17 protein-coding genes are annotated in these 12,215 nt (G+C 56.0%); 4 read left to right on the forward strand and 13 right to left on the reverse strand.

Features of this window, described 5'->3' with window-relative positions:
* From Q7U76_09485 to Q7U76_09510, 6 genes are all read right to left on the reverse strand, one after another.
* Positions 1-477: a GNAT family N-acetyltransferase gene (locus Q7U76_09485; protein MDO8356607.1), complete on the reverse strand. Its 477-nt coding sequence runs from the start codon at positions 475-477 to the stop codon at positions 1-3.
* A gap of 208 nt (positions 478-685) precedes the next feature.
* The gene (locus Q7U76_09490) at positions 686-1,216 is read right to left on the reverse strand and encodes an alpha/beta hydrolase (protein ID MDO8356608.1); all 531 of its coding nucleotides are present in this window, start codon (positions 1,214-1,216) and stop codon (positions 686-688) included.
* Between the two features lie 39 nt (positions 1,217-1,255).
* Positions 1,256-1,927: a DUF3365 domain-containing protein gene (locus Q7U76_09495; protein MDO8356609.1), complete on the reverse strand. Its 672-nt coding sequence runs from the start codon at positions 1,925-1,927 to the stop codon at positions 1,256-1,258.
* A 363-nt stretch (positions 1,928-2,290) separates the two neighbouring features.
* Positions 2,291-2,755, reverse strand: coding sequence for a hypothetical protein (locus Q7U76_09500; GenBank protein MDO8356610.1), 465 nt, complete (start codon positions 2,753-2,755; stop codon positions 2,291-2,293).
* Positions 2,756-2,886: 131 nt separating this feature from the next.
* The gene (locus Q7U76_09505; protein ID MDO8356611.1) at positions 2,887-3,462 is read right to left on the reverse strand and encodes an outer membrane beta-barrel protein; all 576 of its coding nucleotides are present in this window, start codon (positions 3,460-3,462) and stop codon (positions 2,887-2,889) included.
* A gap of 29 nt (positions 3,463-3,491) precedes the next feature.
* Positions 3,492-4,100 (reverse strand): outer membrane beta-barrel protein, encoded by a 609-nt coding sequence (locus Q7U76_09510; GenBank protein MDO8356612.1) that lies wholly within the window; start codon positions 4,098-4,100, stop codon positions 3,492-3,494.
* Positions 4,101-4,514: 414 nt separating this feature from the next.
* Here Q7U76_09510 and Q7U76_09515 point away from each other — a divergent pair, with 414 nt between their 5' ends.
* Entirely contained in the window at positions 4,515-5,153 is a 639-nt protein-coding gene (locus Q7U76_09515) for a hypothetical protein (GenBank protein MDO8356613.1), read from the forward strand.
* 94 nt (positions 5,154-5,247) lie between these two features.
* Here the strand turns inward: Q7U76_09515 and Q7U76_09520 are convergent, their stop codons facing one another.
* Positions 5,248-5,982: an NADH-cytochrome b5 reductase gene (locus Q7U76_09520; protein ID MDO8356614.1), complete on the reverse strand. Its 735-nt coding sequence runs from the start codon at positions 5,980-5,982 to the stop codon at positions 5,248-5,250.
* Positions 5,983-6,293: 311 nt separating this feature from the next.
* Between Q7U76_09520 and Q7U76_09525 the strand changes: the two genes are divergently transcribed.
* Positions 6,294-6,485, forward strand: coding sequence for a DUF2934 domain-containing protein (locus Q7U76_09525; protein MDO8356615.1), 192 nt, complete (start codon positions 6,294-6,296; stop codon positions 6,483-6,485).
* Between the two features lie 61 nt (positions 6,486-6,546).
* On the opposite strand, the gene Q7U76_09530 is transcribed toward Q7U76_09525, so the two are convergent.
* From Q7U76_09530 to Q7U76_09540, 3 genes are all read right to left on the reverse strand, one after another.
* Positions 6,547-6,963, reverse strand: coding sequence for a hypothetical protein (locus Q7U76_09530; protein MDO8356616.1), 417 nt, complete (start codon positions 6,961-6,963; stop codon positions 6,547-6,549).
* 258 nt (positions 6,964-7,221) lie between these two features.
* Entirely contained in the window at positions 7,222-7,779 is a 558-nt protein-coding gene (locus Q7U76_09535) for a pyridoxamine 5'-phosphate oxidase family protein (GenBank protein ID MDO8356617.1), read from the reverse strand.
* Between the two features lie 40 nt (positions 7,780-7,819).
* The gene (locus Q7U76_09540; GenBank protein ID MDO8356618.1) at positions 7,820-8,290 is read right to left on the reverse strand and encodes a cupin domain-containing protein; all 471 of its coding nucleotides are present in this window, start codon (positions 8,288-8,290) and stop codon (positions 7,820-7,822) included.
* A gap of 302 nt (positions 8,291-8,592) precedes the next feature.
* Between Q7U76_09540 and Q7U76_09545 the strand changes: the two genes are divergently transcribed.
* Both Q7U76_09545 and Q7U76_09550 read left to right on the forward strand, forming a co-directional pair.
* Positions 8,593-8,811: an addiction module protein gene (locus Q7U76_09545; GenBank protein MDO8356619.1), complete on the forward strand. Its 219-nt coding sequence runs from the start codon at positions 8,593-8,595 to the stop codon at positions 8,809-8,811.
* Entirely contained in the window at positions 8,808-9,107 is a 300-nt protein-coding gene (locus Q7U76_09550) for a type II toxin-antitoxin system RelE/ParE family toxin (protein ID MDO8356620.1), read from the forward strand. The genes Q7U76_09545 and Q7U76_09550 overlap by 4 nt, the downstream gene beginning before the upstream one ends.
* Before the next feature lie 40 nt (positions 9,108-9,147).
* Here the strand turns inward: Q7U76_09550 and Q7U76_09555 are convergent, their stop codons facing one another.
* From Q7U76_09555 to Q7U76_09565, 3 genes are all read right to left on the reverse strand, one after another.
* Positions 9,148-9,879 carry an MBL fold metallo-hydrolase gene (locus Q7U76_09555; GenBank protein ID MDO8356621.1) on the reverse strand — a complete coding sequence of 244 codons (732 nt, stop codon included), beginning with the start codon at positions 9,877-9,879 and terminating at the stop codon, positions 9,148-9,150.
* 248 nt (positions 9,880-10,127) lie between these two features.
* Positions 10,128-10,856 carry a hypothetical protein gene (locus Q7U76_09560; protein ID MDO8356622.1) on the reverse strand — a complete coding sequence of 243 codons (729 nt, stop codon included), beginning with the start codon at positions 10,854-10,856 and terminating at the stop codon, positions 10,128-10,130.
* A 526-nt stretch (positions 10,857-11,382) separates the two neighbouring features.
* Entirely contained in the window at positions 11,383-12,099 is a 717-nt protein-coding gene (locus Q7U76_09565) for a hypothetical protein (GenBank protein ID MDO8356623.1), read from the reverse strand.
* Between the last annotated feature and the right edge of the window lie 116 nt (positions 12,100-12,215).

A 12,215-nucleotide genomic window follows, 5' to 3' on the forward strand; every position in this document is an offset into this window, starting at 1 on the left:
CTAGAGATCGATCTTCAGTTTTCGGCCGCCAGAAATACTGAACCCCTGCTGCTGATAGAACGCCAGAGTCCTGTCGAATTGAGGAAGCGGTGGCGTGGTCACTTCGATTCTGCTCCATCCTCTTGCCTGCCCCACACCCTGAGCCTCCGAGATCAAGGTCGCACCGACTCCGCTCGACCGATAGGCGGGACGGACAAATAGTTCAGGGATCGTTCCAAAAGAACCTTCCGCATAGAGGGCATAACATTCGTAGAGCGCCAAAAAGCCGAGCGGCTCCGGCTGCGCCGCGTCGCGGGCCACCAACACGATGTACGTGCCATCTTCGATCCAGGATCGAGCCCGCGCTTCCGTCACCTCCCGATCAACACTAAACGCCTTGGTGCCAATCGAGGCCATGATCTCATGAAGCAACTCCCCGACCATCTGTGCAATGACCGGTGCATCATTCGGTTGGGCGTGATCGATACGAAGTTGCATCAGTTAATAGACCAAGGAAGAACAATGTTGCACGCGAAGACTTCGAGCGGCCGCACCTATAGCACAGCAGAAAACCATTCCAGAAGAATGCTCAAACAGTTCGTCCGGCAAGGCCGCAGGCGAGTCGAAACCGGAGGCGTACCCTTGGGGGTACGTTGAGGATTTCGATGAGCCGAGAACGACGCTGGCGGACTGTTTCAGCATTCTGCTAGACGATAAATTGCTGTAGTAGCGCATACCCCTCATCCCATTCACCGTGCCCGCTGTCGGCATTGATGTGTCCCGCCTGGCCGATATCGACGAAACGGCTCCCCCAGGCATTCGCACAATGTTCGGCATGGACCACCGAGCCGAACGGGTCATTGGTACTGGCGACCACGAGACTGCGAAATGCAAATGGGCCCATCGGCACCGGCGCAAACCCATGCGCCGTAGCGGGGAAACATTCGCTCTGCGGATCGGGCACCGCCACGAGAAACGCGCCCTTCAAGGCCAATGCCGAACGATGGGCCCAATGCGCCACCAGAAGACAGGCGAGGCTATGGGCCACGAGCAGGGGCGGAGAGAGACAGGCCGCCACGGCCACATCCAACGCACGGACCCAATCGTCACAGGCCGGCTGGTCCCAGTCGCCTAGTTCCACGCGCTGCCAATCGGGATGACGCAACTCCCACAGCGATTGCCAATGGTGCGGCATCGAATTACCAAAACCGGGAAGGATGAGCACGGGCGATGTCATGGCATCACAGTCATGATGGGACACAATAGAGCAGGATCGTTAGCGCACCCAGGGTGGAGGAACCGCCGAATTGGGAGTCAGCCGCTCGATTGGGGCCATCTGCCGCTTGGACGGTTCCGGTCCCAACGGGAGTCCTTCCGGCGACGCATCGCGCTTGAGCCGAACGATGACACCGCCCATCACATCCCACCGGCGAAAGTTCCGACGCGGCGCGCTGGGATGATTGTTGTGGCAATCCACACAGGACTGGACGAACGCGAGATCCGCCGAGATGGCTTTGAATTGGTCGCCGTCCACGAACGTGAGCACACCCACATCGCGATTTTTCTCCAACTGCACCAGCGCATCGCTTTCGGCGAGGGTTTTGGGGCGATTCTCAGGATTGAGAGGCGTGAGGCCGATCAACCCCATCTCGAAACCGGTCACTTGATCGGCCGCAGCTTTCACGAATTGAGCCGGAAGCGGGATGTAATGCGCATCTTTTTGCCAATCTTCCTTCGGCGCCACCCCACTGTCCCGGAGATGCTCAACCACTTCCAGGACATAGGCCGTACGAAATGCCTTGACGATTTCCAGGATGTAGCGGGCCGTCTGATCGAACGTGGGCTCTGCCGCCTTGGCCGTCCAGGCGAAAAATGAAAGCAGGACGGAGAACATGAGGATGAGGACCAGGCGACCGTAGTGCACGCGAACTCCCTTCATCAGCGTCATGTCATGCCAGTGCGCGGTAGCGACTCGTCAAGACGGAGGCCAGCCTAGCCGATTCTGACTTTGGCCGTCAACCGAGCATGCTTGGGAGCGAGATCAGAATATCCCCGTTTTTTGTTCACGCGAGAGCCTCAATAGTCCACACGTGCGGCGCAACCGAAGCACTCTCCTGCAAGACGCTCAAAACGTTCGTCCAGGGAGGCCGCAGGCGAGCCGAAACCGGAGGCGTACCCTCTGGGGCGTACGGTGCGACGAATAAGGAGCACCACGTTTGTACGCGCCGCCGAGTGGTGAGGCGACCGGGTCCCCGTTGAGGATTTCGGTGAACCGAGAACGACGCTGGCGGACGTGTTCAGCATCCTGCCGTTAGCAGGGGATATTGACGGCCGGATCGCATAACAACGGTTGGATAGTCGGAGGGGTCATATACTTGCCGGAGGGATCTTGGGATCCCATCGATCCCTTCATCGACGGGCCACCAGGCATCCCCGGGAGTCCTTGTCCGGCTGAGCCAAACCTCTTCCCAAGACTTGAACTCGCCGAGGAACCGACCCCGGAAGCCGGCAGGGCCGTGGGTCCTGCAGTCGACACTCCACCGCTCGGCGCGGCCGATGGTGGGGCAATTTGTGGCGCCTGCCCTGCTTGATTCTGAACCGCAGGCGGAGTCGGCGTTTGAGGCGGCGCCTGTGCACCACAAGGAACCACCAGCAGAGCAACGGCCAACCAGACCGACAACGAAAGAGAAGCGCTCATCTCAATTGGTTGGCGATTCACCTTCGATCCCACGGCATACTTCATAGGCTTGAGTGGTTCCTGACAAAAGATCGGCATGAAAGGATTCTAACGAGACAGAGACATCAGCGCAATGCCGCGGACGAGAGCGGGGCACGTTGAGAGATACACCGGCTCGCTCATCGGCAATCGATGAGCGAACCGGTCTCGCCTAGGAGAAGGATCTCACCCTAAAACTGGAGAGTGGCATTGATCGCCACAAGGAGCTGATTGTCGTTGTGTCCGTCGTTGTACGGATTCCGCCCACCCGTAAACCAGTCGTACCGGATTTCAGGACGAATGGTGATATTCGAATGAGCGTAGTAGTTCACCCCGCCGGTGAGGGAATAGAAACTGCCGGCGAACGGGGCGAGATTGGGGTTTCCCCGGTCTGGGGAGCCCCCGACTCTCGTCCCGGCTTCATCCCGGAACCACTCGAACCGGAGACCGGCCTTTACTTTTTGATGGAGCCGATAATAGAGGTACTGATCGATGCCATACCAACGCGCAGTGCCTCCACCGACTTTTCCATCTTCCTGATAGGCATAATGATGGTGAAATACATATTCCAAATCGTCGGTGGGATGGACGGAAACGATGGCGCTATAACGAGTCCGCTGCTCGGTCTTCGCTGCAACAGCCGTCGGCTCTTCGCCCGTAATCATGGCCAACGAGGCCGACAAAAACTTATCACTCGTGGTGTAGCTGGCCTTCATGACATAGGCAGGCTTGTCGCTTCGACGATCGAACGAGTCCCAGCCGTTCACGAGGCCCCCCTGCAGCGTGAACTGCGGGGTCACATTCCACGTGGCCAGGCCGCCCAATGGGTGAACGGACCGGCAAATTGATACGAGTACGATTTCGAATAAAAGAAATTCGCGGGCGCCGGCACCCCTTCGTACCCGACAATCGTATAGAAATGTCCCGCCTTCACCGAAAATGTCTGATTCCCCGCCTCGGCATACATCTGCGGAAGCGCGACTCCATGCTGTTCGTGATTCCACTTGGGGGAACCGGACTGATTCCGTTCGATCCCGTTGCTCTGAGTCAGGAAGTAATCATACCCATACATCGCGTCGACCCGGCCCCCCACATCGATGCCGCTCGTGCCGCGCAACGTCTTCTCCACCACGAGATACAACTGGTTCAGTTGCGGCCTATCGCGATCCACCGCGTTGTAGGGCCCGTTGAAATGCGACGTCGGGCTCGAACCGTTGAACGTATAACCTCCATCGACCCAGCCCCGCACCGAGATCGGCCAACTCTGAGGAAAGAGCCGCTGAATCGCCGCATCCCCTTGAGCCGATGAAGCCGGCGCAACAGCCTCCTCCGCCCAAACCTGGCCGACGCTACTGATCGCCCAGAGCAACCCACAGATTCCCAGTCCCAATCTCCACACCTTCATCGACCACGCCTCCTTAATTGTGAAACCTCTCGAACATGTACCCAGAACAGGGGCGCTCTCATCAACTCGCGTTCCTGCCCCTGAGTCGAACGTCAGGCCTGCATCAGCAAGAATAGTACCGAAGGCCGCGGGGATCGAAAATGTCTGGCATCCTGTAATTTCATTCAACTCTGCCGCGCTCTCACTCGGTCTAGCATCACTCCACTGTGACCAAAAGTAGATACCTGTGTGACCGCTCGTGGCATGAATGAAACAAGAGAGACTCTCACGCGGCAGGGGCAACCACGCAATTCCACACAGAGGCTTGGCATCAAGCTGGTAAAAGAGACGCTGTGGCAGGCACGGGCATGATAGAAAAATTGGACACGGGAGACCGTTCTGACCTCTGCAGCTTTTCAGCCTTCTCAACCTTCTATGGCTTCTCGGCTTTTTCCGGTTTATGAATTTCCGGCTTCTGAACTTCTGCTGCACCGTCTGTGCAGTAAGACAAGACATCGTCAAAAACGTTTCCTGAAAATTGAAGAGAATCCTGGCAGACTCCTCATACCGGGACGAAGGGATAATCGTTCCCGACACCGCAATCTGGCACCAGGCAGAAAAGTGTCCGGGTTTTCCAACATCCTAGAGCCCACAGCCTCGCTATGGCAGGCTTCACCACTAAGCCATATTGACCAGACTTTGTCCGGTCTCATCATGCACACTGTGATGGTCAACCGATGGTGGTGCACCGCACCACCCGAGACGACAATGCGTCACACTCTTAACAGGGAGGTTCCCGTGCGTGCATTCACGATCATCGCCATGGCGTTTCTGTTTGTGTGCGTAGGCATTCAAGGTGTGGCTCACGCCAATGAGATGAAAGCCGCGGTCGAAGACATGAAGGGCAAAGCGAACGCAAACGTTGAGAAGGCCAAAGGAGAAGTGAAAGCCCTGACTGAAGAGGCTAAAGGCAACAAAGTGAAGGGTGCGATGGAACGGGCGAAGGGGAAAACCAAAGCAGCCGGAGAGCGCATCAAAGGCGAGGCGAAAGAACTCAAAGCCAAGACAGAGTAAATCAGCCGAGAGTCTGTCTGCAAAGACCTCTGTGAAGAGGCGACTCTCCATGAGGTCTTTCTATGTGAAACGTCCACGCTATCGGCGGAGAGAGCTACGGGAAAATGATCGCCTGCTCGGCATGGCCGATCGCGTTGAGCGTCGTTTCCACCGCATCGACCATCGGCGGGGGACCGCAGAGAAAGATCACGGTGTCAGGGCCAGGCGGCGGCAGCTGCGCACGCAGCACAACCTCGGTAATACGGCCCCGGCCTTGCGACCAGCCTGCAGGCGGCTCATTTAAGACATGATAGCAATGGAACGTCGCATGCTCGCGCACATCCTCGTCCCATTCCTCTTTGAAGATAATGTCGGCCTCGGCCTTGTTGGCATAGACCAGAAATAATTCGACAGGGAGACTCCTGGCGAGAATCCATCGGATGATGGCAATCATCGGGGTGATGCCTGAGCCTCCGGCCACAAACCCCACCTTCTTTGCCATGCCGTCCACCCAATGGCCGCCAGGATTCGGCCCGCTCATCAGCACCCTCTCCCCGACCTCCCGGTCATGAAGATACTTCGACACCAAGCCGGTCTCGTACCGCTTCACCGTCAGATCGAAGTACCCCGTGGCGCCGGGCATCGACGATGGCGTATAGGGCCGCTTCACCGGTTTCCCGTCGATTGTCGTATGGACGTAGAGGTGGTCGCCAGGCAACAGGTCCAACGTGGCGTCGTCAGGCAAGGCAAAGCAAAACGTCTTTGTATCGTGGGTATCGCGATGAATCGAGGTCAGCTCGTAGGGTGTGGGCGTCTTCGACGTGATGCGCGTGACAGGTGCCGTAGCCATGCCCCCTATCATACGAGCCCAGGGCAACAGTCGCAACAGAAGCAGCGGAGGGGGTAGACGGCAGAGCCTCCGAAGAGCGTATGGCGTATGGCAGGAACAGGAGCCGGAGGTCCTTCTTCGTGCGAGACACGCGAGACTTGCGGAAAAAGTGGGGCAGGTCTGACGAACGACGGTTCGAGGTCACAGAAACTTCGAACCTAGAACTTTAACTGACATCGCCCCCAAAGCCCATCGACTTGCGACCATGCAAGCAGGTGCTATAGTTTGAATACCACTATTTACTCAAATTTATGCAAAAAGAAGGAGGCATCATGGCAAAGCAGCGAAAAATAACGGGAGCGCCATCCACTGCCCCTGAATCGATGGAAGATGAGATCCGGTCTCTTGCCTATCAACTGTACTGTGACGGTGGCTATCAGAATGGTCACGATCTTGAGTACTGGCTGAAGGCCGAGCAGCAAACGATGGTTCGCAGAAAGGCGCACTTGCGCAGAGTTGTCTAACCACCACGAGATTGAGGTGGTTCGTCGGAAGGTCCATGCTCCGAATCCGACCACGATTCCTTCAACAAATCCACATTCCGCCAGGAACGACAATCATGGACAGGGCTGCGGGAATATCGAGCACATAGGACCAGCCAGACCCCACTAGCGAGTACTTCGATAGCCGCCGCCAATCGGGGAGCACCGCCTTTCGTTCGTAGAACAACCAGATCGTGCCAAGCCATTCAAGAAAGCGGATCGGAACCAGCAGCAGATACCAGAGCAACATGGAATGCGTGATGCCCGAATAGGCCATGGAAGCCGCAAAGGCCATTCCGACGACAAGACCGAGGGCAGTCCGGACCGCGCCGAATTTCCAGGGAGCCACGGTGCCGATATTCCGGTACACGTCATTGAGACGGGCTCCGGCATACCCATACCCAGCGAGTTTAATCCCCGTAAATGTGATCGCACCAATGATCGATGGACCGACCGGCATGGAGTTCCCTCCCAACTCTCTGGCATGAGCGCACGCGCTCGCACCCAACACGAAACCCCATTCTCCGCCATTCCAGTCAATCGTCAACCGAAGGATGCATATTGGAATCGAGACAGGCGGGAAACCCGAACGCAGCGGACTCAGACCAGCCAGGCGCGAATGTAGCGCGTAGCAGGAACAGGAGCCGTAGCTCATATGGAAGCGAAGTGGGTCCAGGCACCATTGCGACTGGAGAGAGCAAGAAGGGTCCTGATCCCGTTATTCTTCGCCGCTCTTGGTCACGATGTGTGTCGGAATGCCGTCGAGACTGACCTGGTTCTTCTCCTCCCGATACTGCTTCAACCCCTCCTCGCCTTTCTTCTCGGCCCATTCGTTCAGCAACTCCCGGTCGCCGGTGTAGGACAAATAGGGAACCGCCATCCCGCAAGACGTTTGCACGAGGTCGATCGTCACGTCGAAAATCTGCCTCGCGCCGGGGAACGGAGGAAACAAGGAAAAGAGCTCGCGCCACTCGGGATCGCGCGGATGAACGACTCTCGCGGTGCCATAGAGCCGCAGGATGAGAGGCGGACCGTCAAAGGCACAGAACATCACCGTCATGCGCGGCTGCTGTTGAACATGGGCCGACGTTTCATTGCCGCTCCCGGTGACGTTGAGCCAGACGATTCGCCTGTTGCCGAGTACCAGCAGGGAATCCATGCCCTTGGGAGAGAGATTGATGCGACTGTCCGCCGTGGCGGTCCCGACAAAAAATATCTTCTGCTTGGCAATGAATTGGATATGGGCGTCGGAGAGTTCGCTATATCGTTGAGCCATCGAGTTCTCCCTGCCGTCGAGGGACGATCATAGAGGCAGATCACTGTCCCCAGTGCTTGAGTCTATCGAGGAATTCCTGGCCGTACTGCTTCGCGATCGCTTGCTCCAGGTCCCAGGTGATCGTGCCGACCCGGAGCAAGTCCGAGACTTCGGTGAAATACCGTTCGAGTCCTGCAGGCGACAGCACCAGCACCGTCCCGCCGCTCGCGCCGGACTGATACAGATGCGGGACCCCTTTCGGAATGTAGACAAAGTCGCCGGGAGCCGCCCGATAGACTTCATCGCCGCTATGAATCGTGTAGGCGCCGTCCAGCACATAGAACGCTTCAGCGCCGGTCGGGTGGATGTGCGATGCGGGGCCGACGTTCGGCGGATGGACCATTTCAATCAGCGAGTAGGATTCATCCAACTGCGCGCCAGGGACTTTCACCGTCATCTTCGTCCCGCGAAAGTCGATCGTATGACCTTCGCCTCGCTTGAGACCATACCCGCTCTTGTCACTGGGAATCACGGCAGACCCTCACGCACTCATCGAATTGACCATGTGAGCAACGCTTTCGTGAAACGGGATTGTGGCGGAACAGACCATGCGGTCACGGAGCTGTATCTCTCTCGCCAGAATGTCATGCCTCGCTCATCGGCAAACTCGATGGAGACATCTCCCGCAAGAAAGGCACCCATCATCGCCGAAGTAGCTGACTGGCAAGGCGAAGGCAATCCGATTCAGTTGCTATCCATTTTCTTACTCCCAGGAGCAATCACGCAACGGCTCAAGGGATTTGAATCTTTTCTGGCTTGGAGTATACTTTGCCCATGTCTATTCACCTTCCCCTCAAAGACATGACGCTCCTGGAAAAGCTTGCAGTGATGGAATCCCTCTGGGAGGACCTCAGCAAGACTCCGGACGCCATTGAGTCGCCTGCCTGGCACAAGGATGTCCTTGAAGAACGTCGCCAGCGTACCGCTCAGGGACAATCCACGTTCTCCGATTGGGAAACAGCCAAAGCCGACATTCGCAAACGGCTGTCGTGAAAATCCAGATCCTGGATAGAGCCCAGGACGATCTCATTCACGGTTTTCAATTCTACGAAGCAAGAGAACCAGGCCTCGGCGGATATTTCCTCGACTGCCTCTTTGCCGACATTGACTCCTTGCTGATCTACGCAGGGATTCATCCTCTCGTGTTTACCTACCACCGTTGCCTATCCAAACGCTTCCCCTTCGCCATCTACTACAACATGGACGGAGACCTCGTGCGCGTGCAAGCCGTATTGGACTGCCGTCGAAACCCATCATGGACGAGAACGCGCCTGGAAGCAGAACGTTAGCCGCGCAAAGCCGAGCGCAAGCGAGCCGAGCCAACAGATCCTACGATTTCTGGCCCAGCACTTCCTTGAGCACGACCGCCAGGTCGCGGAGCGCGCGAGCGCCGTCGCCGACGAAGGCCGAGCCATGCATCGTCGCCAGGGTTTTCGGCTGCAGAGCCGCCAGGCGCTGAAGTGTTGGATCCGTGAGCGTGGAATAAGGCATATAGTTGGCCAAGGGGCCCTGCTGATACTCGACCAGCACCTGCCGGCAGCGGCCTATCACATCAGCCTGCGTGGATGCCTCGACATCGCCGGCCTGGTGAAAGAGATCCGAACACAAGAGCGTCCGCTGCGTCTCCTCGAACAACAGGCCCGCCTCCCAGCAATGGGGCACATGCGGCGTATGGAGAAACCGGAAGCGGTACTTGCCGGTGGTCAACACCTCCCCCTCCTGCATCCCCAAGGCAGGCCGCGTCGCCATGCAATCATCGACGCTCACCAGCTTCCCCACCAGACTGCAGACAGCCGTAGACTGCGGGGCCAGAGCTTGCCACTCCGGCAACGACCCACACTCGTCGGCTTCCACATGGCTGAACCCGATCCATCTCACCGTCCGGGGATCCAGCACCGTCGCCACGGCATCACGCACCGCAGCAAACATCCCGCGCGGCCCCGTGTGGAACAGCAACGGTTCGGCATCGCGCACCAGGAATTGATTGAACTGCAAATTGAAATCCGGCACGAGAGTCGAAATGCGGAACAGATCCGGCGCAATCTCTGAAACAGTGGCCATGGCAGCCTCCGAGTATTAAAGAAAAGAGCCGTAGGCTATCGCTCGCACATTAACCTGTCAACGAACCCATCCTGGCAGGATTGGGCGGAACCATGGCGGCATCAGACTGGACGGAAAACCGAACGAAGGCGTGGCCGATAACGGCAGGAACACATCGATCATCACGGAGGTAGCCGACTGGCAGGGGGAAGCCTTCCGGTTAAATAGACTGACAACTTTTCTCATCCCTCTCCGCTCTGTTGTGTCCTCTAAGGTCTAGGGTTAATCCTCGCACACTCCTCACGGAGGTTTACGAATTCAGATGTGTTCTTAACTTGTTTCCATGCCTTATCCACCTCTTCATCCTCATTTATATCGGCGCATGGAACGGTTCCATACTTGACCGCGAGAACGGCCTTTCCGAGATCATTTAAAACCTCCTGCATTTTCACAGGAGTGGTATTTGCGTTTAGCTTGGCTCTCACATAGTACGCAGGTGTGTAATTTGGATCATAGGTAAGAGCATCATTAAGATGTCCGAACGCTTCCTTCCAATTCTTTGATCTGTCAAGTTCCCCGTCAGCACTATGGCTACTCATATATCCAAGCACATAGTGACTTGGGGCAATAGACCTTTCAGCACGAATAGCTTTATTGAAATAAAGCCTGGCTTCCTCCAACTCTTTATTCTTAAAAAGTCGATACCCAATGAGCCAGTCTTCTCTAGAAGTTGCTTTCAGTAGCGGGAGATCGTTTTTTGTATAGGCATAAAGAGCAATGGCCGTCGCCCGTTCAACTTCCTTTTGTCCATCCAGTCGATTATTGACAGCAAACGTGTATTGAAAGAAATGGCTCAAGACTTGGGCTAGTATGCCCATGAAGAAAAAGAATTTATAAATCCTATGCTTCTTGAGCGCATCAGGTGTGCTTGACAGCCCGGAAATTGCTGCGAGTGTCCCTAGCACGAGAACAACGAGTTCGGCTGAAAAGGTTAGCATCGTCTCTCCTATGCTGCCCCCTTAGCGTTAAGTGGGCGTCTCAATTGGCTTGATATGTTTCGCCACCACGAATTCAAGGGAGTGGGCCACTCTATCCCTATGTTCGCAAAAGGGGAATGGTCACTAAAAATGGATTGTTCACGTTTCACCGCACGGCAAGAGTCGACGAAAGGCAGGCTAGCCCTTGAGAAGGAGCGTGTCAACGGACGAATTATAGGAATGTTTGCATTTCGGAGGGAAAAGCAGTGCGCGAAGGCGAGACGAGGATGGGGCTGAGCGAATTACTACGGTTGAAAGCTCGTCGAGGGCCATGTCTGCCGTAAAGCGCTACCAGAAAATCGCCTGCATATCATACTGTCAACGAGCCCATCCGGGCGGGATTGGCTGGAACTGCTGAGGTCTCAGGCTGAGCGGAGAACCGGTAGAAGGCATGGCCGAAGGCGGCAGGAACACATCGATCATCACAGGGGGAGCCGACTCGCGGAGCGAGGCCTTCCGAGTAAATAATCTGCCCATCTCTGTTGTTCTATTTGATGAATTGAAAGACGACAAGTAACGCGAGTGCGAAACCATTCACGTAGAGAGGCAAGTGCAAATCAGTATCCTCTAACAATATGTACCATCTTGTTGAAGAATTCACTTTGCCGACCGATGCCCACGCCGTTCCAAGTTCTGCGTCTTTGTTCCATAAGCGAACTTCCTCAAACTTGATCCCTGGGAAATAGGAATCAAATTGCCGAGCGATCAAAGCCCGTACTTGATCCCACGCAATCTCACTGTTTGGGCTTGTAGATTGACCAGCACCGACCACCAATTCAAACGGATCAAAACCTGCTGGGCTTTTTGATGTAAGGAATGAATGAAGCGTCAGATAACCTGTGTGAGTACCTGCTTCAATCGAGACGCGGTAATCATGCTTCTTTCCAACAAAGGCAAGGATGCTCTCAGGGCTCATGAGATACTGCCGAATCTTCGTCCGAGTAAGCGGAAGCCTTATGGCATAAAACCAATAGCGAAAACCTGCATAGGCCGATGCCAGAGCCAGGATAACCAATAACACCCAAGGGCGATCGAAAGAGCCAAAATCTATCAACGCCGTTTGGACTTTACCGTTTAGATGCCCACCTGCAAGTGTATAGACCAATAATATCAATCCTGTGACCATAGCAAGCCGCCGCGTCGCAGAGGGATCTGGAAGGTGCGATTCTTCTTTATCTTCCGCAGATTCAACTCCCCAGTGCATAACATTCAGCCGCGTCTGACCAGAGCCTGAAAGACCTCGTTGGGCGTTTTAAATCCGAGTGATTTTCTAGGTCTACGGTTGAGCAGGCGTTCGACCCTCGCCACCGTCGCCGGGTG

It is taken from the genome of Nitrospirota bacterium (assembly GCA_030645475.1).
Taxonomy (GTDB): Bacteria; Nitrospirota; Nitrospiria; order Nitrospirales; family Nitrospiraceae; genus Palsa-1315.